The organism is Vreelandella sedimenti (genome assembly GCF_013416325.1).
GTDB classification, from domain to species: Bacteria; Pseudomonadota; Gammaproteobacteria; order Pseudomonadales; family Halomonadaceae; genus Vreelandella; species Vreelandella sedimenti.
In genome coordinates this window covers 25953-49330 of sequence record NZ_JACCGK010000004.1, presented here as the reverse complement: position 1 = coordinate 49330, position 23378 = coordinate 25953, and the positions used below count along the sequence as shown (strand labels likewise).

The window sequence follows — 23378 nt, the reverse complement described above, 5'->3', positions numbered from 1 at the left end:
GGCAGTCTATTTGGTTTTCATGCCTTTGCCGATACTCGGATCATTTTCGATTTTGCGCGTAATGTAGTACTGCTGCGCCACCGAAATGATGTTGTTGACTACCCAGTAGATAACCAGACCGGCCGGGAACCACAGGAAGAAGAAAGTAAAGATGATGGGTAGCATCTTCATGATCTTCGCTTGCATAGGATCTGGAGGTGTCGGGTTCAACATCTGCTGAACGAACATCGAAATGCCCATCAGAATCGGCAGAATGAAGTACGGATCCTTCACCGATAGATCCTGAATCCAGAAGATAAACGGCGCATGTCGTAATTCAACCGACTCAAGCAACATCCAGTAGAGAGCGATGAAGACAGGCATCTGAATCACAATAGGTAGACAGCCCCCCAGCGGATTGATCTTCTCCTTCTGGTAGAACTTCATCATCTCTTGCGACATTTTCTGTCGGTCGTCGCCATACATCTCTTTCAGGCGCTGCATTTCCGGGCCCAGTTTACGCATCCGGCCCATGGATTTGTAAGCTTTTGCGGAAAGCGGGAACAGCACCGTTTTAACCAGCACTGTTAACAGGACAATCGACCAACCCCAGTTGCCGACCACATCGTGGATCTTGTCCAGCAGCCAAAAGAGAGGGTTAGCAATAAACCATAACCATCCATAATCCACGGTTAATTGCAGGTTGGGCGCGACTTGTTCCAGATAGTCCTGCACTTTTGGCCCGACGTACAGAGTGGCGCCTAGAGTGGTTTCACTATCGGCGGCCACAGTGCTGGTGGGGCCAGCAAAGGCTACGACGTTACGATTACTGGAGTCGGTGGTGACATAGAAAAGGTTTTGCTGATCCTGCTGAGGCGCCCATGCCGACACAAAGTAGTGCTGAATAATGGCTATCCAGCCGCCCTGTGCTTCACGGTTTTCAAAGTTATGGCTTTGAATATCCTCAAAGTCGATCTTCTCGTAGCGCGCATCAGGTGTTGAGTAAGCCGCCCCCAAATAGGAGTTCATACCCATAGAGACACCGCTTGACGGGTCAGGGCTATTGTCGCGCGCCAACTGACCAATAAAGCGCGCACTAACCGGTGCATCGGTGTTATTGGCCAGGTAGTAATTGACGTTGACCGCATAGCTGCCGCGCTCAAAGGTAAGCCGCTTAATGACCTCAACGCCGTTAACATCAGCGGTTAGATCAACGCTTAGCTCGTCATCGTTATCGCCTAAACGATACTCAGAGTTTTCAGGGGTGAACGCGATACGGCTGGCTTGGCCATCGAGCTGAAGACCTGAGCGAGCCACGTAGCTACGGTTGCTGTTATCGGATAACAGCACATAGTTACGGTCTGAATCCAGAGAGAGTTTGTGCTGCGGTAACGCGGCATAAACAATATCGCCACCGTGTGGATCAATACGCACATCAAGAACATCTGTGGTCACGGCAATGAAGTCGCGGCTTGATGTCTCTCTTTCGGTATCAGGAATACCTTCACCTACCGTACTTTGCTGTGAAGACGCGCTCGGCACCGATAAGCCGCTTTCTCCATCTTCAGCATTGCTAGGAGACGTGGAATTGCTGCGTTGCGTCGTTTCAGGCACTGAATCGTAATTCGGCTGCCCGTAATCCTGATTCCACTGGACGACTAGCAAGTAAGCGAGTACGGCTAGTGGAATCAGTAATAAAAGTCGTTTTACGTCCATGAGGGTTCTGCCCGCTGGGTGGTGAACATGCTAATGGCGCAGTGTCATTTACTCGACTCTTGACACACGAAAGCCTGCCAGTTGGCAGGCCGAGGTCGAGCGGCGAGGGGTGCACCAAAGGTCACGTGTCACGCTTAGGCGTTGGTGCTGCGATCACCGCCTGTGCGTCACGCTGTAGTCGTTTCCACATGCCGTGTAACTGGCGATGCAAGGTGTCGTTATCGATATCCTGAACGCCACGTCGCGCAAGTACCACTATATCCACAGAGGGTAGGTAATCTTGACGAAGACGAACGGATTCTCGAACCAGACGCTTGAAACGGTTGCGATCTACGGCGCGTTTAACATTTTTTTTGCTGACCACCAGTCCAAGGCGGGGGTGTCCCCGAGTACTTAAGCGAACTAACGCCATCATACCTTTGCCATGCACTTTTAGGTCGGCTTGCTCAAACACGTGACTAAAGTCCCCAGCATTTAGTAACCGTAATTGCCGGGGAAAGCCTTGCTGCGGTACACGCAATCTGAGATCAGGCGCTCAGACGCTTGCGGCCCTTGGCACGGCGACGTGCGAGGACGGCGCGACCGTTTTTGGTTGCCATACGAGCACGGAAGCCATGCGCGCGCTTGCGCTTGAGAACGCTAGGTTGAAAAGTGCGTTTCATAACTCGTTATTCCCACGTGGTTTAGGACGGAAAGTGAATTCCAAAAAGCCCGGTCCAGTGAGGAACTAGCCGGGGAGATTCAATTCAAGACCGGAAATTGTAGAGACTTCCTCTGCTGGGTGCAATTTTTCCTTGCATAAAAGCGTTATCACAGCTCAACCAGCGTGCTTGATACGGTAAGAGTAGCCATTGATAAAGTCACTATTATTACTAATAGGTAGTTCTAAACCTGTTGTTATTAATAGTGGGGATACTATTTGTGGATAAGTAGTTTTAAGCTATGTTTTTCAATTGCCTATAACAATAAAAAATCTGTGTGTAAGTCCCGTATAAGCCGTCTACAAGGTGTTGGCGAGATGTGATTAACCCGTGTGTAAGACGCATATTTAACAATTATCCCCGTCCCTCCACAAGGTTTTCCCATGGGCTCATCGTTAGTTGTCCACAGGGCAATATTGAGGCCTAAACCCGTGTGGATAACCGAGGCTTTGGGCGCTACAATGGTCGGCCGTTTTCAACCGATGGTGAGATGAGTGTCACTGACGCTTTGGCAACAGTGCCTGGACAACCTGCAGGATGAGCTGAATTCACAACAGTTCAATACCTGGATACGCCCGCTGCAGGCAGAAGAAGGAGAGTCCAACGAGCTGCGCTTATTGGCGCCGAATCGTTTTGTGCGCGATTGGGTGAGCGATAAGTATGCCAAGCGGATTAGTGAGCTGATGCGTGAACTCGCACCGGCCAAACCGCCAAAGGTCAGCCTGACGGTGGGTAGTCGCCGTTTGGCAACCCAGGCCCCTCAGCATCGTGATTTAGGTAATCCTGTATCGGCTTCGCCGTCGCGGCCAGCGTCGCCAGCGGTACATACGCCGCCACGCGGCGATATTGCTGATGAGCGCGAGATCGATAGGCTACGCGATGAAGCGCCGAGTCGGCGTAATAATGAACGTCAGGTACAGGTAGAAGGCAGTCTGAAACATGGCAGCGGGCTCAATCCGAATTTTACTTTCGATACGTTCGTGGAAGGTAAGTCTAACCAGTTGGCTCGTGCTGCCTCCCGCCAGGTGTCTGAAAACCCCGGTGGCGCTTATAACCCTTTGTTTTTATACGGCGGCGTAGGCTTGGGTAAAACCCACTTAATGCATGCAGTGGGGAACGCATTGGCAACCCGGCGTGAAAACGCCCGGGTGGTATACCTGCACTCAGAGCGGTTCGTCGCCGATATGGTTAAAGCGCTCCAGCTTAATGCGATTAATGATTTTAAGCGTTTTTATCGCAGTGTTGATGCGTTACTTATTGATGACATTCAGTTTTTTGCTGGAAAAGAACGCTCTCAAGAAGAGTTTTTTCATACCTTCAATGCGTTATTAGAAGGTGGTCAGCAAATGATCCTGACCTCTGACCGCTATCCTAAAGAGATCAGTGGTGTAGAGGAACGCCTTAAATCACGCTTTGGTTGGGGGCTTACGGTCGCGATAGAGCCGCCAGAGCTTGAAACCCGTGTGGCCATCTTGATGAAAAAGGCCGACCAAGCTAAGGTCGATTTGCCTCACGATGCGGCTTTCTTCATTGCGCAAAAAATTCGTTCCAACGTGCGCGAATTGGAAGGTGCGTTGAAAAAAGTCATTGCTGATTCGCACTTTATGGGTAAAACGATTACCCAAGATTTTATTCGTGAGTCTCTGAAAGATCTGTTAGCGCTTCAGGATAAGCAGGTAGGGGTAGATAATATTCAGCGTACGGTCGCCGAATATTACAAGATTAAGGTGGCGGATCTGCTTTCGAAGCGCCGTTCACGCTCAGTTGCCCGCCCTCGTCAGGTGGCGATGGCGCTTGCTAAAGAGCTCACCAATCACAGCTTACCTGAGATTGGCGATGCCTTTGGCGGGCGTGACCACACAACGGTGTTGCACGCTTGCCGAAAAGTGAAATCATTGCAGGAAGAGAGCGCGGATATTCGCGAGGATTACAAGAATTTACTGCGCCTGTTGACCAGTTAATCATTCCATGGGATGGGCCTGTTATACGCAGGTCTTTCAGGATATAGAACCGGAGTATTGATGAAATTTTCGATTTCCCGAGAGGCGCTGCTACGTCCGCTGACTCTGGTCGCTGGTGTTGTTGAGCGCCGTCAAACGCTGCCAGTACTGTCTAATGTGTTGATTCAGGTAGAGGGTGACCAGGTGTCGCTCACCGGTACTGACTTAGAAGTCGAGCTCGTGGGCCGCACGGTGGCAAGCCAGGTTGATCAGGCGGGTTCCGCGACAGTGCCAGCGCGTAAGCTGATGGATATCTGTAAATCATTGCCCGATCAGTCCGACATTCAGCTCGCCGTTGAAGAGGGCCGTGCGGTACTACGCAGTGGTCGTTCACGGTTTACGTTGTCGACGCTCCCGGTCGCTGAATTTCCCAATATCGAAGATGCGGACGGTAGCCAGGAGATTAGCGTCCCTCGCGGTACCCTAAAGCACCTGATAGAAGCGACCTCGTTTGCCATGGCGCAGCAGGATGTGCGTTATTACCTAAACGGTATGCTGCTGGAAATTCAAAGCAATTTACTTCGCACGGTCGCTACTGACGGACACCGTTTGGCAATGTGCTCGCGGCCAATCGAAGTCACTGTTAGCCAGTCTCAAAAGTTGATTGTACCCCGGAAGGGGATTTTAGAGCTGTCGCGTTTGCTAGACGATAGCGATGAGCCCGTCAGCTTGACGCTTGGCTCTAGCCATGTGCGTGCTCATACTGGCGACTTTACCTTCACCTCCAAGTTAATCGACGGTAAATTTCCTGACTACGAGCGTGTCGTGCCCCGCAATGGCGATAAAGTATTGATTGCCGAGCGTGCGGAGCTTCGCCAAGTACTTTCGCGTACTGCTATCCTCTCTAATGAGAAGTACCGTGGTGTGCGCCTTTATCTTGAGGAGAACAACCTTAAAGTAATGGCCAACAACCCCGAGCAGGAAGAGGCGGAGGAGAATATCGCCGTTGAGTATAATGGCGGGGCAATGGAAGTTGGTTTTAACGTCGGCTATTTAGTTGATGTGCTGACAGTGTTAAATGAAGATCGCGTGCAGATTACCCTGGCCGACCCCAACAGTAGCGCGCTGTTGGAAGAGCCCGGCGGCGGTGATGCGCTTTATGTCGTTATGCCGATGCGCCTGTAAACGCTTTGGGCGCGTAACAGCAATACGTAAGCAAGCTACGTTAGCGGCGCTTCTGGTAGCAGAAGCGCCGCTAACGCGTTCGAATACTCCCTTTTTCCGAGGATCTTTTAAGTGGTGATAATAGGATGAGCCTGACACTGCTTAATTTCCACGCCTTGCGCAATCTCAAACCGGTTGAGATGACGCCCTCTTCGCATATCAACGTTATTAGCGGTGCTAATGGCAGCGGCAAAACAAGTCTGTTGGAGGGGGTGCATATTCTTGGTATGGGGCGCTCTTTTCGTACTCGCCAATTAAAAAACGCGATCCAAACAGATGAGCCTTATATGACGCTGTACGGACGTTTAAGTGGTGAGCCTGAGGTTACCCTTGGCGTGCGTCGTTTAAGAGCTCAGCGGGAGCTGGAGCTTCGTTTAAAGGGAGATAAGAACGCTCGGTTGGCGGAATTGGTAGAGGCTATGCCGCTTCAATTAATTAACCCAGATGCTTTCCGATTGCTTGAAGGTTCACCAGCCGGACGTCGTGAGTTTCTCGACTGGGGTGTGTTTCACGTGAAACATGACTTTTTAGCAATCTGGAAGCGCACCCGGCGTGCGTTGAAACATCGGAATGCACTGCTCAGGCGTGGTAGAATACTAACTCAAGAAATGGCGGTGTGGGAGCATGAGCTAGCCCTTTGGGGTGAACAGATGGACTCGTTACGACGTGCTTGGTTTAGTGACTTTTTGCCCGTCTTTGAAGAGACGCTTAAGGTGTTGCTTCCCTTGCCGGGATTGTCGCTTCACTACGCCAGAGGTTGGGATAAAGAGCGAACTCTTGCGGCTGTGTTACACGATAGTCGGCCAACTGATCAGCAGATGGGGTTTACACAGCAAGGCCCGCAGCGCGCTGACTTACGTATTAGGATAAACAAGCAGCCTGCTGTAGAAGTGCTTTCCAGAGGCCAGCAAAAGTTAGTGGTGAGTGCATTAAAACTTGCCCAAGGGCGGTTTCTGGAAAGAACAGCACAGCGGCACTGTATTTATCTTATCGATGATTTGCCCGCAGAGCTTGACGAGCAAAATCGATATCAGTTTTGTGGTTTACTCGAAGATATGCAGTGCCAAGCATTTATTACCAGTGTCGAACCTTCCGCATTGAAGAATGCCTGGCGAACTGATACCCCCGTAAATATGTTTCACGTGAAACATAGCAAGGAGGGGGGGAGTGGTTTAGAGAGAGTCAGCTAGCGCAGGAAGAAGGGTAGGACGATACAGGATGAGACAGACTTCACAACGGAGTGGTCAATGAGCGAGCAGGCTTACGATTCATCAAGCATCAAGGTGCTCAAGGGGCTGGACGCGGTACGTAAGCGGCCAGGTATGTATATTGGTGACACCGACGACGGTACTGGGCTCCACCACATGGTCTTCGAATTGGTGGATAACTCCATCGACGAGGCGTTGGCTGGGCATTGCAGTGAAATTCGCGTTGTCATCCACCCGGATGAGTCGGTCACCGTGAGTGATAACGGCCGTGGCGTACCTACTGAGCTTCATGAAGGGGAAGGTGTTTCCGCTGCAGAAGTTATTATGACGGTTCTGCACGCAGGCGGTAAATTCGATGATAACTCCTACAAGGTTTCCGGTGGTTTGCACGGTGTCGGTGTTTCTGTTGTCAATGCGCTTTCCGCTGAGCTGCGCTTAACGATTTGGCGTCAGGGTGAAGTGTTCGAACAAATGTACCGTCACGGTGTTCCTCAAGCGCCTTTGGGCGTTGTAGGCAAAACCGAAAAAAGCGGTACCCGGGTTCACTTCCGCCCATCGCCAGAAACCTTTGGCAATATCGAGTTCCATTTTGATATTTTAGCCAAACGACTTCGCGAACTATCCTTCTTGAACTCTGGTGTGGCTATCCGTTTATTGGATGAGCGCAGCGGTAAAGAGGAGCTGTTCCACTACGAAGGTGGCTTGAAAGCCTTTGTTGATCACCTCAATACCAATAAGAGTGTGATTAATCCGGTATTCCATTTTAACGCTATTCGTGATGATGGCGTTGAAGTAGAGGTAGCCATGCAGTGGAGCGAAGCCTTCACTGAAAATATTTTCTGCTACACCAATAATATTCCGCAGCGAGACGGCGGGGCGCACTTAGCGGGGTTCCGGGCAGGTCTTACCCGTACACTCAATAACTATATTGAAGCTGAAAACCTGCTGAGAAAAGCCAAGGTGAATACCACGGGCGATGATGCTCGTGAGGGGCTAACGGCTATTATTTCAGTTAAAGTCCCGGATCCTAAGTTTTCGTCTCAAACAAAAGATAAGTTGGTCTCCAGCGAAGTGAAGACAGCGGTTGAGCAGGAAATGAGCCGTCTCTTTTCCGAGTATCTTGTTGAAAAGCCTAACGAAGCTAAGGCGATCGTCAATAAGATGCTGGATGCCGCGCGTGCACGTGAAGCGGCACGCAAAGCGCGGGATATGACCCGCCGCAAAGGCGCGTTGGATATTGCCGGTTTACCGGGCAAGTTGGCGGATTGCCAAGAAAAAGACCCCAGTCAGTCAGAGCTTTACTTGGTGGAGGGTGACTCGGCAGGTGGAAGTGCCAAACAGGGCCGCGACCGCCGCACCCAGGCTATTTTGCCGCTCAAAGGTAAAATCCTGAACGTGGAAAAAGCACGTTTCGATAAAATGCTCTCCTCTGCAGAAGTGGGTACGCTTATCACTGCCCTGGGTTGTGGCATTGGCCGTGAAGAGTTTAACCCCGATAAGTTGCGTTACCACTCGGTTATTATCATGACCGATGCTGATGTCGATGGATCACACATTCGTACGCTGCTGTTGACGTTCTTCTTCCGTCAGATGCCAGAATTGATTGAGCGTGGCCATATCTTCATTGCTCAACCACCGCTGTATAAAATTAAGCGTGGCAAGCAAGAGCTTTACCTGAAAGATGAGCAGGCGATGGTGGATTATTTAACCACCACGGCCTTGGACGGTGCAGGCCTGCATGTTAACGCTAATGCACCGGGTATTTCCGGTTCGCAGCTTGAAGCGCTAGTGAACCAGTACCGCAACGTGATGAAGCGGATTGATCGCTTGTCACGGGTTTATCCCAATGAAGTGCTTAAGCAAATCGTTCACGCTTCGGCACTGAAAGGTGAAGAGAGCTTGAAAGACCGTGTGACCATGCAGAACTGGATTGATGAACTCCAGAAGATAATGGATGACATGGTTGCCTATGAAGGCGGGCCTCGTTACCACTTCCATCTTCAAGAAGATTCTGAGCGCGGGCTTTTCCTACCCACAGTATCGCTGGTTGCTCACGGTGTGACGACTGAGTATAGGTGGGGGCTCGACTTCTTTGAAAGCGCCGACTATCGCGGTATCGCTGAGCTAGGCGAAACCCTGGATGGCTTTCTGGAAGAGGGCGCCTTTATTGCCCGTGGTGAGCGTCAGAAGCCTGTATCGCACTTTTCAGAAGTGCTGGCATGGCTAATGCAAGAGGGTCAGCGTGGGCTGTCTGTGCAGCGTTATAAGGGCTTGGGTGAAATGAACCCGGATCAGCTCTGGGATACCACCATGGATCCCGATAGCCGCCGCATGCTGCGGGTGACGATCGAAGATGCCGTGGGTGCGGATATGATGTTCAACACCCTGATGGGTGATGACGTTGAACCGCGCCGTGACTTTATTGAGACTAACGCACTGGTGGCAAATTTAGACGTGTAAGATATGAATGTGCTCGCAAGTGTTTCACGTGAAACACTACGTTAACGAGCCTCGCCTTAACATGATTTAATGTCACTAGGAAAAGCGCCGCTATGTTATTCATAGCGGCGCTTTTATTGGTAGATAAATGGGCAGGATGCGTTTAGCAGGTGAGGGTATTCGTTTCAGTCAAAGTTTCGCAGGCAACGCAAAGCGGTTATGACTCTCCAACTCGGTGTCGCTTAGCTATTTAATGAGCCACTCAACAAATTGCGCTAAATCATCGAAGATACTGGCCTTTTCAAGGCCAGTGCCTGCTTGCTCAGTTTTGCTTCCCTTTCCAGTTCTGACCAGCACTGTTTCGCAACCTACGGCTTCGCCCGCCTGAAGATCGCGAAGGCTATCACCGACCATCCAGCTTCCTGTTAAACTTTCTAGCCCCAGGATCTGCTGGATCTGTATTAGCATTCCTGGCAATGGTTTACGGCATTGGCAATTATCATTTGGCCCATGGGGGCAGTAAACAATATGAGCAATATGCCCGCCTTCCGCTTCTACTAACGAAATTAAGTGTTCATGCATCGCATGGAGGATTGTTTCATCATAATAGCCTCGGGCAACCCCGGATTGATTCGTTGCGACGGCAACGGTGTATCCCGCGCGTGTGAGGCGGGCAATGGCAGTGATTGAAGAGGGGTAGGGCACCCACTCGTCGAGAGATTTGATGTAGTTATCAGAGTCATGGTTGATGACGCCGTCTCGATCCAGGATGACAAGTTTATCGGTACTTAGCATAGTGATCCTATTGATACGGTTGCCGCGATACTTTCTGCCCGCGAGAATTAAGACTATTTTACCCCGATCTAACAAAGTTGTTTCACGTGAAACACGTACTCCCAAACAATAAAAAAACCCAGCCGTTAGGGCTGGGCTTGGATTTGCGATCCATTAGTCGACGACTACTGAGGGAGCAGCGAAATATCGGCGACTTCTAAAAACAGCGCTTGAAGGCTTGCAAGAAGCGCTAACCGATTACGCTGAATAGCCGGGTCGTCCGCCATCACCATTACTTGGTCAAAGAAGGCATCTACTGGCTCTCGCAGTGTGGCAAGTGCGTCGAGTGCACGCTGGTAGTCACCCATAGCAAATAGCGGTGCCACCTGCGCCTGGCTACCTGTCACCGCGTCGAACAGTGCCCGCTCGGCATCTTCCTGCAGCAAGTGTTGATCGACCTGTGTGCTGCCGTCATGCTCCTGCTTGCTTAGAATATTCGAAACACGCTTGTTAGCCGCCGCCAGCGCTGTGGCTTCGTCACGCTGGGCAAAGGCCTTCACCGCGCGCAGGCGGCGAGCGAAGTCGAGAGGGTTTGTGACAGGGCGTGCACGAACGGCAAGGTACATTTCTGGGCTGATGCCTTCATCCTGGCCCCAGGCGCGGAAGCGATCCAACATGTACGTCAGCACGTCCTCAACCAGCCCATCAGCTTTGGGGAGGCCCTGGTGCTGCTCAGAGGCAACCGTAAGCAGCTCGCGCAGATCCAGATCCAGATCGCCTTTGACCAGAATGTTAATCACGCCAATCGAAGCACGACGTAGCGCGAAAGGATCTTTCGCACCGGTTGGGCGTTGGCCAATCCCAAAGATGCCTACTAGGGTATCGAGGCGATCCGCCAGGGCTAATGCCTTGCCCGTAGCACTTTGGGGAATCGCATCAGTAGCAAAGCGCGGCAAGTATTGCTCTTCCAGGGCTTGGGCAACCTCCGTGGGTTCGCCATCTTGCTGAGCATAGTAGCGCCCCATAATGCCCTGAAGTTCGGGGAATTCGAGCACCATCTCCGTCACAAGGTCGCACTTCGCGAGTGCCACGGCACGCTGGGCGTGAGCCACATCGCCATTGATACGTTCGGCAATAAATGTCGCAATAACCGAACTGCGGCGAGCTTTATCCGCCAGGGTGCCTAGCTGCTGCTGGAATACCACGCTTTCTAACTGTGGGATGCGCGACGCTAATGTGTACTTGCGATCGGTGTCGTAGAAAAACGCTGCATCGGCTAAGCGAGGACGAATGACTTTCTCGTTACCGGCAATGACCTGATCGGGGTCAGCGCTGTCGATATTGGCAATGGTGATAAATAGCGGTTTCAGCTTGCCAGCGTCGTCCAACAGGTGAAAATATTTCTGGTTAGCCTTCATCGAGGAGATCAAACACTCGGCGGGCACTTCCAGAAAGCGCTCATCAAAGCTACCGGTAAGGGCGACTGGCCATTCCACCAAGCCGCTTACTTCTACCAAGAGCTCTTCGTCGATAACCGCATTGGCCTCCTGCACTTCGGCCTCTGCTAATACCTGTTCGCGGATACGCTCGCGGCGTTGCTCACGATCCACCAGTACATAGGCATTTTCCAGCGTAGCCACATACTCATCGGCGTGTGGCAGCTGAATAGCGTCAGGAGCATGAAAGCGGTGACCGTAGGTCGTGCAGCTAGCCTCTAGGCCAAGTGCCTCGGCGGCCACTACGTCATTACCGTAAATGGCTACCAGCCAATGCACGGGACGGGAAAACTCAACCCGTGAAGCTCCCCAGCGCATGTTTTTAGGCACGGGGAGGGTGCTAATTGATTTGCGGATAATCTCAGGCAACAGCGCTTGAATAGATTCTCCCGGTTGCTGCTCACGAAAACCTAACCAAGTACCTTTATCGGTTTCTAAATGAATCAGCTCGTCGACGCTTACACCGCAAGAGCGGGCAAAGCCTTCCGCGGCTTTAGTGGCAACGCCATCCTTAAAGGCAGCCGCCAGTGCAGGGCCACGGCGCTCAACGTCACGATCAGGCTGTTTGTCGGCCAGTTCATGCACCTGTACCGCTAAACGCCGTGGCGTTGCAAAAGCGGTAACGCTGGCGAAGGGAACATCGGCTTCTTGTAGACCTTTCTCGATGCTCGCGGCGAACGCATCGGAAAGAGCATCCAGAGCCATGGGCGGCAGCTCTTCTGCACCGAGTTCTAGTAAAAGCGTATTTACAGCCATTAGTCCTCTCCCTGATCGGCGAGTAGTTCGCGGCGAAGTATTTCTGGCGCCATGGGGAAACCTTCGGCCTTACGCGACTCAAAGTAAGCAGTGGCGACATCCCGGGCCATAGTGCGAACGCGCAGGATAAAGCGCTGACGCTCAGTGACCGAGATAGCGTGACGGGCATCTAATAGGTTGAACGTGTGTGATGCCTTCAGGACCTGTTCGTAGGCCGGCAGCGGCAGGCTGGCGGCGAGCAGCTTGCTGCACTCTTTTTCCTGATGGTCAAAGTTAGCAAATAGCTGATCGACATCGGCATGTTCGAAATTGTAGGCGGACTGTTCGCGTTCGTTTTGCAGATAGACATCGCCATAAGTCACTTTGCTGCCATCGGGGGCAATGGCCCAAACGAGGTCATACACACTGTCGACGTCCTGCAAGTACATGGCGATGCGCTCAAGCCCATAGGTCAGTTCGCCGGTGACCGGGTAGCATTCGATGCCACCGGCCTGCTGAAAGTAGGTAAACTGGGTGACTTCCATGCCGTTTAACCAGATTTCCCAGCCCAGGCCCCAGGCGCCCAAAGTAGGGGATTCCCAGTTATCTTCGACAAAGCGCACATCGTGCACCAGCGGATCAAGACCAAGGCGTTTGAGTGAACCCAGATAGAGATCCTGCAAGTTGCTTGGCGATGGCTTCATCACCACCTGGAATTGGTAGTAGTGCTGAAGGCGGTTAGGGTTCTCGCCATAGCGGCCGTCAGTAGGTCGGCGGGAAGGCTGTACATAGGCAGCATTCCAGGTTTCGGGACCAATCGCCCGCAGGAAGGTAGCGGGGTGGAAGGTGCCCGCGCCGACTTCCATATCGAGCGGCTGAAGGATGACGCAACCCTGTTCTGCCCAGTACTGCTGCAGAGCAAGGATCAAGCCTTGAAAGGTCGACACATCGGGTGTCGATTGGTTTGTCGAGACACTCATCGCGGAAAGCACCGTTGGCCATGAATTCATAAGGCGTCAAGTATACAATCCTAGGCAGATGGGTTATAGGCACGTATGCCAACAAGCCGCTTTAGGTAAGGAGAACAGTATGATTGTGGTAACAGGCGGTGCCGGTTTTATCGGGGCCAACATAGTTAAAGCATTGAACGCCCGCGGTCGAAACGATGTGATGGTCGTTGACGATCTACGCGATGGCACAAAATTCGTCAATTTAGCCGACTGCACGCTGGCCGATTATCTCGATAAAGATGATTTCCTCGCCAGGGTAAAAGCTGCCCTGCGTGGTGAAAGCGTCGAGCTACCTAAGATCGATGCTATTTTCCATGAAGGCGCCTGCTCGGACACTACCGAATGGGATGGCCACTACATGATGGCGAATAACTTCGAGTACTCCAAAGTGCTGCTTAATTACTGCGAGCAGCAGAGTATTGCTTTTTTATACGCCTCGTCAGCCGCTACCTATGGCGGCAGCGAGGTATTTAAAGAGGTACCCGAGTGCGAAAAGCCGCTTAACGTTTACGGCTATTCCAAGCTGCTGTTTGATCAGCACGTGCGCTCGCGCTGGAGCGAGTTAACCACTCAAGTCGTGGGCTTTCGTTACTTTAATGTCTACGGCCCCCGTGAACAGCATAAGGGCAAAATGGCCAGTGTGGCCTATCACAACCACTTGCAAATTCGTAATGGTGAAACGCTCAAGCTGTTTGGCGGCTATGACGGCTACGAGGCAGGCATGCAGAGTCGTGACTTTGTTTATGTGGGCGATGTGGTCGATGTGAATCTTTGGTTTTTGGATCATCCTGACAAGTCAGGAATCTTTAATCTTGGCACTGGTCGGGCTGAACCTTTTAAAGCCATTGGCGAGGCGGTTATCGACTTTTACGGTAAAGGTGAGATTGACTACATTGCCTTCCCCGAAGAACTCAAAGGACGCTATCAGAGCTATACCCGAGCTGACATTGGTCAGCTACGTGAGAGCGGCTGCGATGTTGAGTTTAAAACCGTTGCTCAAGGGGTGAAGGCCTACTTGGGGTGGTTAAATGGCTAATTCAGCTCAGCGCTTACTGGTGATTGGCCCTTCGTGGGTCGGTGACATGGTCATGGCACAAAGCCTGTTTATGACCTTAAAAGCCCGCCAGCCAGGCGCGACGATAGGGGTGGTTGCACCAAAGTGGTCACAGCCTATTTTAGAGCGTATGCCCGAAGTGGATGAAGTGCTGCCGCTGACAGTGGGGCACGGTGAATTTGGCTTGGCCAGTCGCCGTGAACTCGCCAACCGCCTGCGTGGACGTTTTGATCGTGCCATTGTACTACCACGCTCGTGGAAGGCAGCTTTGGTACCCTTCATGGCACGCATTCCTGAGCGTATAGGTTTTTTAGGCGAACATCGCTATGGGCTTCTCAAAGAGCGCCGTAAACTCGACAAGCAGGTGCTGGATCAAACGGTAAAGCGCTTTGTTTCCTTGGGGCTACCCCTGGAAGAAGCCGCTAGCGGTGATTTCGTGCTACCCAAGCCACGCCTGCAGATTGACCGCGATAATCTGGTCAATTTACGCCTGAACCACTCGCTTTCTTCCCGCACGGCGATTGGCATGATGCCGGGCGCTGAGTACGGCCCCGCCAAGCAGTGGCCGGTCAGCTACTTCCACAAGTTAGCCAAACGGCTGGTGGAAGAGGGGTTTGAAGTCCGCGTACTCGGGGGGGCAAAGGATCACCTGGCGGGCGAGGAGATCACACAGGGGCTTTCCCATGCCCATAATCTGTGTGGTAAGACGCAGCTGGCTGATGCGGTTGATCTGTTGGCGGATTGTCGGCAGGTAGTCACCAACGACTCGGGGTTAATGCATGTGGCTGCAGCGGTAGGTGTTCGTGTCCATGCGCTGTACGGCTCCTCATCGCCCGCCTACACGCCGCCGCTGACGGATAACGCCGTCATTCACTACCTAGCGCTCTCCTGCTCTCCATGCTTTCAGCGTACCTGCCCATTGGGGCATACCAATTGCCTGAATCTGCTTAGCGTTGAGCAAGTCTATCAACAGATTCATGCGGCTCATCAGTGGGAGAGTGTGATCGTTAATGGATGAGCTCCACTTCATCTGCCTCGTCAGCAGGCGTCTCTAGGGTCTGCTCTTGAGTGACTGCTTGAGAAGGCTCGTCGGACTCGCGCCGCTGAGGGGAAATACCCTCCCAAAGGCGGTGCTGAAGCGCCGTCTCTTCCCGTAAACGCTCATTAAGCACTTCGATACCGTGGGCTTCTACCAGCGTGCGATTATTGCTGAAAAGCGAAGTGCCCAATCCAGCGCGGTCGCGCTCCAAATTAAAGCCCAGCGCATCGAGTATCGTGGGAAAAACATCCAACATGGTAGCGTCTCGCCGAATCCGCTGTGGCTCGATATCGTTGCCCAGCATTATCAGCGTGTTGTCGCGGTCTAGCGCGGTCAATTGATCCCACACAGAAACGCGCATCGTCAGATGATCGCTAAGTATGACCACCAAGGTATTATCGAGAAGCCCCTCCGATTCCAAACGTTCAATCAAATTCCGAGCAAGCCACGTCGCGCATTCCACTGAATAAAGAATATCCTGGCCGTCAAACTCTCCTTGACGTTCCACGCACGACTGGGAGGGATAACCATTGGGCGCATGGCCTGCCAGATTGAGGCTAACTACGCCCCAGGGACCGCTATTCTGGCTATCTAAACGCCTGATCTCATCGGCGGTGATGTCATACAGCGTGTCGTCATACAGGCCCCAGCTATTCACATACTCAGGATTCTCTAGCAGGGGCTCTAAATCTTCACGCCCTTTCACCGTATTGAATTGGTGGCCGCGATAGAACAGTCCTTTACCCGCGAATTGTGTGCTAGCACCGCCTAGATAGCTTAGTTGGTAGCCCTGTGCAGCAAGGATGTCGCCGAGACAATCGACCCCGGGAACAACCTTGGAAAGAGGCTCGAACTGGCTGTCGTGAAGGAGTCCAGCAGGCATCAATGGCACGCCGCACTGGCTGGCAATCATGCCGGCCATTGTCCAGCCCGTATTATCCATCTGGCGCACGCCCTCAAAAACGGCACCTCGTTCCCCTAGGGCGTTGAGACTGGCGTAGGCATCCCCAAATATGTCATTGGAGTAGGTGCGCTCTATGCTTTCCAAATACAGAATGAGTAAGTTAGGGGCGTCCCTAAGTTCCTCGGTGGGGGGCGGCTTGTAGCGTCGATCCAGCCAGGCACCGTCATCAGTGACAATGGCCGCGCTGCGTTGACCTAGGCCATAAAGTAGCGGGTTGCTAGCCAATAATATAATAGCGAAAAAGCGCTCGGCTAACCGCCAGCGCTGGTCGTGGCGTGATAGCCACGTCACGGCTGCCAGTACGCCAATCATTATTAACGTATAGAGCACCGCGGAAATCATTTTGCCTGCGCCACCATGCTCGGCCATGCCTGCCTGGAGGTGAAAAAACACCGCACCCAAATCGACAATGCCAAAGCTGTCCGCCAAGTAAACGTAAACACCCCAAAGACTTAACGGAACAAGCGACCAGGGCCACATTTTACGATAGCGGGCATTGGCAGGCTGGCCCCAGCGCAGCTTAAGCCCCACACCAATCCATGCGGCCGCTACAAAAAATAGCGTCCACCAGGGCAGTCGGGTCATTACCGTGACCGTGTAACCCAGGCTGAGGCCAATTAGCGTCAATGCAATGGTGGCTAGCCTAGCGGTTCCCCATGCAATGAAAGAGCGATAACGTATGATGACATTTACCTAATATAAACAGTGAAAAAGGGACACTACAGAAAGTTGATAACTCTGATAATAACGGCTAATACGGGAGAAGTTGATGGGTGCGCTCGAAATATTTCTGCATAACCAAAAGACCTATCAAGCGTTCTTTATCAGTATTCATAAATTGAGCGAAGTAGCGGTTAGCATTACCGATAATTTTTTTTGCCGCCGCGGGGTTTTCAAGGTAATAGGTGACTTTCTCCTCAAGGTCGGAGTAATCATCTTTGAGCTGCACATAGTGATAGTCAGGTAACAAAGTGCCTTCCATAAACCATGTTTCAAAGCGCGGCTGTCGCATAAAACAGAGTGAATTAGAGGCCATTATCCATTTGAGATTCGTTGCCACATCTTTGCCTTCTATACTGAGTACGAACTTATATTTCAGTTGCTCCAGTACCGACATAAATTGGCTATGCCAGGGCTGACCTTGCGCATTTTTGTGAATATCACCCACATTACATAGCGGGTGATCATAAAAGTCTCGAATGAATTGACGCCGATGTTCTTGATGACAAGAACCACGCCATACTACAAGGTCAAGCTTGTCATCATAGCGGTGAGGATCTTTCACCGTGTAGTAATGACGAACACGGTTTAACTTAAGTAAAACTGAGTTTTGATTGTGGTCATTAATGGGCCGGCTTTTCACTAAGGTAGGCGCGTCTGGCACGGTGGTTACATCACCAAAGCGATGGCAGAAGCGTAGTTCAGGCGGAAAATAGCGCAACACACTGAGCAAATCCAAGTAATAAGTGCCGCTTTTCTCGCGTTTGAAACTAGATAAGCTTATAGCCTCCTCAGGCAGTTCAACGTTTTTCTCCAGTTGATTACAGTAATTAACTCGGAGAAGTAGCTGCTGCTGCTCCTCTTTTGACAATCGCTTTAATGAGCGAAGTAAAGTTAATCTTTGCCGTTGCAGAAACGTACTGGGAATTAGGCGGTGAACGGTATGTTGCGCATAAAAGCCTAGCTTATGAAGGTTTTTATGCGCTTTTGCAGAAGCCGCAAGCATAATCATTAACTCACTATTGTTTGATAGAGGTGCCAGTACGCTGCAGTCATTGACTGAGGGCTATAATGATCTAAACGTTCAGTGGCTCCTTGGGCCAATCGTTGTCGAAGAGCGGCGTCCTGTCTTAATCGCATAATGTCGTTAGCCAGCGCACCGGCATCACCGGGCGGTATCAGTAACCCCGTTTGTTCGTGCTTGACGATATCGGGTATGCCGCCAACCTTGGTAGCAATGACAGGAACGCCTAGCTGCATGACATCCAGCAGCACGGAGCCCAAGCCTTCATTGCGTGAAGGAAATGCAAACACATCCAGGCCAGCTAGATAGTCGGCAATATTGCTTTTAAATCCCAGCCAGGAAACATTGCTAAGTGACGACGATTCTGCTTTTAGCGTTTCTGCATCTTCGCCGTCGCCTAGAAAAATAAACTGTATATCAGGCGCTTGATGCTCAAGCTTCTGCGCAGCCTGCAATAGCACTCGCTGACCTTTATGACGGTCAACCATGGCGCCTGCATGGCCGACCAAAAATTTATCGGCAAAATCATTGCGAAAACTTTTGGTCGCCTCAGGCGAGGGCGTTAAGCGCGCATAGGCACTGGGTATCAAGGTAACGTCGCCACACTGATTGTCTTCCAGAAGACGCTTTATGTCGTGGGAGAGAGCAACCCTGGCGGATGCTTGAGAGTAACACTGCTGGTTAAACCACTTACGTTTAACGGGGGAATCGACACGGCGTGTAATTAAATAGGGCGTGCCTTTTAAACGGTAGTGTAAGTAAGCCCAATGAACGCCTTTTGCATCGTGGGCATGTACCAGCTGTGTCTTGCCGAGCGATGTCCCGCCGAGATCAAAATGCCCCGCTAACTGGTGATTGGCTGCCTGAAAGTTGAGTCGGGCTACACCCTGGAGGTGTTGGCGCATTGGCGAGTCTCGACGGCAAACCAGCGTTTGTGCAATATCGTTTGGTGCATGCTCTGCTAACGTTTTAATTAATAACTCAGTTTGACGCTCGCCACCGCGAAAACCACGCGCCAAATTTACATGAGTAATATGCATCAATCACCAAACCTTATTAAAGTCTTCCGCTTCAAGCACTTTGGGATCGCGTTGATATTCGAGCAGCTTGGCATACTTTAAGTAGCTATTGAGCCCTGCGCTGATCGCAACAGTCATACCATCTACTCCACCCATGAAGCCTCGCTGAAATATATATTTGCGTACGAAGGCATTCAGGCCATGTGCAAACGGTGAAAAAGCGTTTGCCCGCTTCCCCTTTTGAAACATGATCTTGGCCGCACGACCGCTGAAGTTTCGCCCTGGCTTGGCAAATAACTGACCTAAGTTAGCAAAGGAGTAATGTACTATATCTGCATTAAGTCGCTTGGGGTTGGCAGCCCCTATGCTGGCATGCTGTTTTACATCAGCAAAGCGAGCATGGTGTCGGTTGTAGAGTCGAATACAGTAATCGGGATACCACCCACAGACTCTAATCCAGCGTGAGCCAATCATATTGCGGCGACGAAAGGCAAAGGCGTCATGCTCGGTTGCAGCTAGGTCTAGCTGTCCAATCGCTCCGACCATCTCTGGCGTTAGGCGTTCATCGGCGTCTAAGCTGAGCACCCAGTCGTACTTTACGTGCGCGAGTGCGATATTTTTTTGAACTCCATCACCTAAATAGGCTTGTTGAACCACCTTGGCACCTAACTCACGCGCGATAGCGGTGGTGCGATCTTGGCTGCCTGAATCCACCACAACGATGTCGTCACATACTTGGCGAGCGGAAGCAATACAGTCCGCAATATTGGCTTCTTCGTTAAAGGTAATAATATTAGCCGATATCATGAAACAGGCATCTCTTGCAAAAAGGCAGTAGTAATGTGCGCTGGAGAAAAACGTTCCAGCCAACGTTCATCAATAGCATAGCCGTCAGCATCAAGAATGGCATCGACACGGGCTGCTAACGCCTCCGGCGTCATTTCACACAGGTAAGCTTCCAGCTCACCAGTCATAATATCACGTACCCCGCCTGGGCAATCGACCGAGACTATCGGCGTTTGGCAGGCCAGTGCTTCAAGTAATACGATACCAAGACCTTCGTGTGCAGAGCTCAAGATGAATAGGCGTGCATGATGCATCCAAGGGTAAGGGTTTAGTTGGCGACCGGTAAAAGTAACCCGTGCCGCAATACCCAGCTCAACGGCTAGTGCTTCCAGCTCTTTGCGCAGTGGCCCCTCGCCGACAATCACCAGTGGAAGCGTTGTGCGCATCTTGGCATACGCTCGCAGTAGAAGGTGATGGTTTTTCTGCGGTACCAAGCGGGCTACATTGAGTAAATATGGAGAATTGGGCCGCTCCGGGAAGTCCTCGCACATAGCCTTTCGAATAGCCCCTAAAGGGCATGGATTGGTGATGGTTCTCAGCGAGGACGGCTTGACTTGTAGCGTCTGCATGGCAGTGGCGATTTGCTGTTCGACGCCGTGTGATACTGTTACTAAGTGTTTGTTATAAAACAGACAGCGTGCTTTTAGTCGCTCTAGCCAAGGGGCATGACCTGAGGTAGTTTTGACGATATTTTCCAGAACATAACAGGCGCGGGGGTCTTGGAAGGACCATACCGTTTCAAAGGTACCAATGCCGCGGAAAATAATCCGATCAAAAGCGCCATATTGGCGCTCAAGGCGACGTACTTCGCGACGAAAAAGTTTTCCACCCCACCAGCCTGACAATAAAAAATAGCTTTTCCTCAACACGCTATTGAGCAGGCGTGCTGCCACCTCAATAATGCCGCCTACACCCGATCTCCACATCGCCTGAGACAGTGCGAAATGGTGCACTTTAACTTTTTCATTGCTCGGCTCTAGCTGGGGAGGGCGCGGTTTAAAGTACATCAAATGACTTTCATGGCCGTGTTCCGCAAAGGCGTCCGCAAGGTTCACCGCTACCCGTTCCATGCCACCAATTTTTAACGTACGCACAACAATTAATACCTTCATGTGGGCGAGTCCTTTTGGTGTGGCGGAAGTTGTATCACAGGGTTGCACTGCAATCGCTGGCGACGGCGTCGGTTCTTAAGCCACGATAGTGCATGCTTCAAATGCTGTTGGAGAGAGGGGGGGGGAGCTCCTACAGACTCTCCCCAGGGCGTTAATGAATGGTAGTGTCGATACAAATAGGAAAGTGGGTGCCGGCTGTCGGCGTGCCAGGGTTTCCGCGCACCGATAAAATGTATGATCGCCGGTTCACGAATAGCGTGTTCAAGTTCCTTCTGCCAATCAGCATAGTGAGCTACTTTTTTTTCTACGGCTGTGTAAGCGTATGGCTGCATATTCCAGCGCATGGGTAGTCGATACCAGTCTTGGAAAATGAGATTTAATGCGTCCTGATCGGGATAACTTAAGGTGTAATCGTGCTGCTTTAATATTTGCTCTACTTGATCTAGCACATTGCGAGCTTTCCATCCTTCTAGATCCACCAGAAGGACGCCGGAATTAAAATAGTGTTGATAACCAAGGCCCATTCTACTCTGCTCGGTTCCTTGTAGATTAGCCACACTAGCTATGGGAGCGCCCTGTATGTCGAATACCAACAAATTGGCGATATCGTCTAGCACTACAAGGTCACAGTCTAAATAAATAACTTTCTGGCAGCTTGGTGGCAGCCAATTGTGCATGCCTAGGCGCAGCATGGCGGCGGGCCCAAAACGACCCAGTGTTAACTGTGGCCAGCGACTATTCTCAGCTTCAATGATCGTTAGCTCAGCAGGCAGTGTCGTAAACCAGTTGTGCAGCTTTTGATGAGTACTTGCAGATAGTTTGTATCCTAATATATAGAAATGCAGCGCTTCTGGTATCTCGCTGTGACAAACGGTTGACGCTATCACGGCAGCGGCTTTATCTACATAAGCCTCATCGGAGCACAGGACAATATTAATCATTTGCGATTCTTTTCCGGTATAACAAAGGGCGTTGAGCTGTTAGTGCGTAATGTGGGTTTCCATATATGGGTAAGGCCGCCCGCCATAACAACATTAAAAAGAAACACACCTGTCCAAAATATCAAATATGATTCAAAAAGATTAATCACACTCCAAAAGCATAAAAAAGCATAGAAAAATAGCAGTACATCACCCGGCATGTCGCCACGCTTCCAAGCAAGCCGTGCGTTTGCTATAAACCACCCTAGTAGATAAAAGTAAGCAGCTAGACCTAACAAGCCATACTGTAGTGTGATTTCAAGATAGAGGTTATGTAGATGACCAAAATTTAAAGCTTGATAGTGTGCTTGATTATATTGGATGTTATCAAATAGATAATCAATGCCTTGCTCACCCCAGCCTAGCAAGGGGCGCTGGACAATCATATCGATCGCGGCGCGCCAACTATACAGTCGCTCTCCTACACTAGAACGTACTTCACTGGTTGATAGGGGAACAGAACTCCAATCACCTCTGAGTAGTGCCTGAATGGTATCCAATTCTGCAGTAGCTCTTTCAACGACTAAAGAGCTATTGGTAATAATCAGAATCGCTAAGCATGCTGATAAAATAAAAAATATGAGTAGGTGTTTTTTTGAAAAACTCTTTCGATGCTCAATAAAAATTAAGAAAAGTGTCGTTAGTAAGCCTGCTATCATACCTAGCCAAGTGGCGCGAGTTTGTGAAATGATAACGCCAGCTATAATGATAATAAAAGCGAGCATCCATAAACCTAGTTTGCCATAGTGTTGTAGAGGGGCCCTTAACAGCCGTGGTAAAAAAATAAGCAATCCAAGCAGTACCGTGCCGAAAAACATTGCTGAATGCTGAACGTTACGAATACCAAATCCAATGCGTTCGCCGAGAAAACCACGCTGAAAATCAGCGAGGCCATCGCCAGCGATCCATGGCGCCAAAACGACAGCTGCGCTAGCAATACTCCAGAAAAGTAGCGTGTTCTGTGTGCTGCCAGCAAGCCACCATGCAAATATAATAAATACAAACAGTCGGGCAATATGATCCAGTTTAGGGTAGTCACCTGCCAGATCAGGAAGTACCAATGTTAAAAAAAACCAATGACATACTGCTAATATTAAGGCCCACCAAAACATATGAAACACAGAGTGTTTCCAGACTGGTGCGGCATAAATTTTAATGCTAATTAAACCAGAGAGAGATAGTGCTAATTTATTGAAGTCACTAAAAACATCAAAGTGAGGCTTTGAAAAAACGTAAAACAACGTAGTTAATACGCCTATCGCTATCAAGGGTAGGGGGGTTTTTCCAAAATAATGTGTTTCCCATAAGCTTGAAGAGATCTTTCTTTGCATATACTCAGTTTCTCAGTTGTTTGCTGCATCTATGACAAATTAACGTTCATTGGTGGACTGACAGCTT

Annotated in this window: 19 protein-coding genes; 6 read left to right on the top strand and 13 right to left on the bottom strand. The window is 50.8% G+C overall.

Annotation, left to right across the window (positions count from 1 at the left end):
- Positions 1-6: 6 nt before the first annotated feature.
- The 3 genes from yidC to rpmH all read right to left on the bottom strand — a co-directional run bounded on the left by yidC (position 7) and on the right by rpmH (position 2357).
- Positions 7-1695, bottom strand: coding sequence for a membrane protein insertase YidC (gene yidC / locus HZU72_RS05125; protein WP_180090842.1), 1689 nt, complete (start codon positions 1693-1695; stop codon positions 7-9).
- A 121-nt stretch (positions 1696-1816) separates the two neighbouring features.
- Positions 1817-2215, bottom strand: coding sequence for a ribonuclease P protein component (gene rnpA / locus HZU72_RS05120; protein ID WP_180090841.1), 399 nt, complete (start codon positions 2213-2215; stop codon positions 1817-1819).
- A 7-nt stretch (positions 2216-2222) separates the two neighbouring features.
- Positions 2223-2357, bottom strand: coding sequence for a 50S ribosomal protein L34 (gene rpmH / locus HZU72_RS05115; protein WP_008959105.1), 135 nt, complete (start codon positions 2355-2357; stop codon positions 2223-2225).
- A gap of 533 nt (positions 2358-2890) precedes the next feature.
- Between rpmH and dnaA the strand changes: the two genes are divergently transcribed.
- The 4 genes from dnaA to gyrB all read left to right on the top strand — a co-directional run bounded on the left by dnaA (position 2891) and on the right by gyrB (position 9228).
- Positions 2891-4357 carry a chromosomal replication initiator protein DnaA gene (gene dnaA / locus HZU72_RS05110; protein WP_035582418.1) on the top strand — a complete coding sequence of 489 codons (1467 nt, stop codon included), beginning with the start codon at positions 2891-2893 and terminating at the stop codon, positions 4355-4357.
- Positions 4358-4417: 60 nt separating this feature from the next.
- A complete protein-coding gene (gene dnaN, locus HZU72_RS05105; RefSeq protein ID WP_180090840.1) occupies positions 4418-5521 on the top strand; it encodes a DNA polymerase III subunit beta in 1104 nt (367 codons plus the stop codon).
- 125 nt (positions 5522-5646) lie between these two features.
- Complete coding sequence (gene recF, locus HZU72_RS05100) at positions 5647-6750, top strand: DNA replication/repair protein RecF (protein ID WP_180090839.1); 1104 nt, start codon at positions 5647-5649, stop codon at positions 6748-6750.
- A 57-nt stretch (positions 6751-6807) separates the two neighbouring features.
- Positions 6808-9228, top strand: a complete 2421-nt coding sequence (gyrB, locus tag HZU72_RS05095; RefSeq protein ID WP_180090838.1) for a DNA topoisomerase (ATP-hydrolyzing) subunit B — start codon at positions 6808-6810, stop codon at positions 9226-9228.
- A 225-nt stretch (positions 9229-9453) separates the two neighbouring features.
- Here the strand turns inward: gyrB and gmhB are convergent, their stop codons facing one another.
- The 3 genes from gmhB to glyQ form a co-directional block, all read right to left on the bottom strand.
- Positions 9454-10002 carry a D-glycero-beta-D-manno-heptose 1,7-bisphosphate 7-phosphatase gene (gene gmhB, locus HZU72_RS05090; protein WP_180090837.1) on the bottom strand — a complete coding sequence of 183 codons (549 nt, stop codon included), beginning with the start codon at positions 10000-10002 and terminating at the stop codon, positions 9454-9456.
- Between the two features lie 164 nt (positions 10003-10166).
- On the bottom strand, positions 10167-12233 hold the full coding sequence (gene glyS, locus HZU72_RS05085; RefSeq protein ID WP_180090836.1) for a glycine--tRNA ligase subunit beta: 2067 nt from the start codon (positions 12231-12233) through the stop codon (positions 10167-10169).
- Positions 12233-13192 (bottom strand): glycine--tRNA ligase subunit alpha, encoded by a 960-nt coding sequence (gene glyQ, locus HZU72_RS05080; protein ID WP_161463635.1) that lies wholly within the window; start codon positions 13190-13192, stop codon positions 12233-12235. Before glyQ ends, glyS begins: the two co-directional genes overlap by 1 nt.
- Positions 13193-13301: 109 nt before the next feature.
- Between glyQ and rfaD the strand changes: the two genes are divergently transcribed.
- Positions 13302-14258, top strand: coding sequence for an ADP-glyceromanno-heptose 6-epimerase (gene rfaD, locus HZU72_RS05075; protein WP_180090835.1), 957 nt, complete (start codon positions 13302-13304; stop codon positions 14256-14258).
- A complete protein-coding gene (waaF, locus tag HZU72_RS05070) occupies positions 14251-15294 on the top strand; it encodes a lipopolysaccharide heptosyltransferase II (protein ID WP_180090834.1) in 1044 nt (347 codons plus the stop codon). The genes rfaD and waaF overlap by 8 nt, the downstream gene beginning before the upstream one ends.
- On the opposite strand, the gene HZU72_RS05065 is transcribed toward waaF, so the two are convergent.
- The 7 genes from HZU72_RS05065 to HZU72_RS05035 form a co-directional block, all read right to left on the bottom strand.
- Entirely contained in the window at positions 15284-16864 is a 1581-nt protein-coding gene (locus tag HZU72_RS05065) for a sulfatase-like hydrolase/transferase (RefSeq protein WP_235975993.1), read from the bottom strand. The genes waaF and HZU72_RS05065 overlap by 11 nt on opposite strands.
- A 166-nt stretch (positions 16865-17030) precedes the next feature.
- A complete protein-coding gene (locus HZU72_RS05060; RefSeq protein ID WP_180090832.1) occupies positions 17031-18011 on the bottom strand; it encodes a glycosyl transferase family 90 in 981 nt (326 codons plus the stop codon).
- On the bottom strand, positions 18011-19063 hold the full coding sequence (locus HZU72_RS05055) for a glycosyltransferase family 4 protein (RefSeq protein WP_180090831.1): 1053 nt from the start codon (positions 19061-19063) through the stop codon (positions 18011-18013). The genes HZU72_RS05060 and HZU72_RS05055 overlap by 1 nt, the downstream gene beginning before the upstream one ends.
- Positions 19064-19066: 3 nt before the next feature.
- Positions 19067-19849, bottom strand: coding sequence for a glycosyltransferase family 2 protein (locus tag HZU72_RS05050; RefSeq protein WP_180090830.1), 783 nt, complete (start codon positions 19847-19849; stop codon positions 19067-19069).
- Complete coding sequence (locus tag HZU72_RS05045) at positions 19846-21000, bottom strand: glycosyltransferase (RefSeq protein ID WP_180090829.1); 1155 nt, start codon at positions 20998-21000, stop codon at positions 19846-19848. Before HZU72_RS05045 ends, HZU72_RS05050 begins: the two co-directional genes overlap by 4 nt.
- Entirely contained in the window at positions 20997-21941 is a 945-nt protein-coding gene (locus HZU72_RS05040; RefSeq protein WP_180090828.1) for a glycosyltransferase family 8 protein, read from the bottom strand. Before HZU72_RS05040 ends, HZU72_RS05045 begins: the two co-directional genes overlap by 4 nt.
- Positions 21938-23311: an O-antigen ligase family protein gene (locus HZU72_RS05035; RefSeq protein ID WP_180090827.1), complete on the bottom strand. Its 1374-nt coding sequence runs from the start codon at positions 23309-23311 to the stop codon at positions 21938-21940. The genes HZU72_RS05040 and HZU72_RS05035 overlap by 4 nt, the downstream gene beginning before the upstream one ends.
- Positions 23312-23378 lie beyond the last annotated feature (67 nt).

Bases quoted from the DNA above. Each gene is read 5' to 3' on its own strand.
- yidC (WP_180090842.1), bottom strand. From the start codon at position 1,695: ATGGACGTAAAACGACTTTTATTACTGATTCCACTAGCCGTACTCGCT.
- rpmH (WP_008959105.1), bottom strand. From the start codon at position 2,357: ATGAAACGCACTTTTCAACCTAGCGTTCTCAAGCGCAAGCGCGCGCAT.
- dnaN (WP_180090840.1), top strand. From the start codon at position 4,418: ATGAAATTTTCGATTTCCCGAGAGGCGCTGCTACGTCCGCTGACTCTG.
- recF (WP_180090839.1), top strand. From the start codon at position 5,647: ATGAGCCTGACACTGCTTAATTTCCACGCCTTGCGCAATCTCAAACCG.
- gyrB (WP_180090838.1), top strand. From the start codon at position 6,808: ATGAGCGAGCAGGCTTACGATTCATCAAGCATCAAGGTGCTCAAGGGG.
- gmhB (WP_180090837.1), bottom strand. From the start codon at position 10,002: ATGCTAAGTACCGATAAACTTGTCATCCTGGATCGAGACGGCGTCATC.
- glyS (WP_180090836.1), bottom strand. From the start codon at position 12,233: ATGGCTGTAAATACGCTTTTACTAGAACTCGGTGCAGAAGAGCTGCCG.
- glyQ (WP_161463635.1), bottom strand. From the start codon at position 13,192: ATGAGTGTCTCGACAAACCAATCGACACCCGATGTGTCGACCTTTCAA.
- rfaD (WP_180090835.1), top strand. From the start codon at position 13,302: ATGATTGTGGTAACAGGCGGTGCCGGTTTTATCGGGGCCAACATAGTT.
- waaF (WP_180090834.1), top strand. From the start codon at position 14,251: ATGGCTAATTCAGCTCAGCGCTTACTGGTGATTGGCCCTTCGTGGGTC.
- HZU72_RS05065 (WP_235975993.1), bottom strand. From the start codon at position 16,864: ATGACCCGACTGCCCTGGTGGACGCTATTTTTTGTAGCGGCCGCATGG.
- HZU72_RS05060 (WP_180090832.1), bottom strand. From the start codon at position 18,011: ATGATTATGCTTGCGGCTTCTGCAAAAGCGCATAAAAACCTTCATAAG.
- HZU72_RS05055 (WP_180090831.1), bottom strand. From the start codon at position 19,063: ATGCATATTACTCATGTAAATTTGGCGCGTGGTTTTCGCGGTGGCGAG.
- HZU72_RS05050 (WP_180090830.1), bottom strand. From the start codon at position 19,849: ATGATATCGGCTAATATTATTACCTTTAACGAAGAAGCCAATATTGCG.
- HZU72_RS05045 (WP_180090829.1), bottom strand. From the start codon at position 21,000: ATGAAGGTATTAATTGTTGTGCGTACGTTAAAAATTGGTGGCATGGAA.
- HZU72_RS05040 (WP_180090828.1), bottom strand. From the start codon at position 21,941: ATGATTAATATTGTCCTGTGCTCCGATGAGGCTTATGTAGATAAAGCC.
- HZU72_RS05035 (WP_180090827.1), bottom strand. From the start codon at position 23,311: ATGCAAAGAAAGATCTCTTCAAGCTTATGGGAAACACATTATTTTGGA.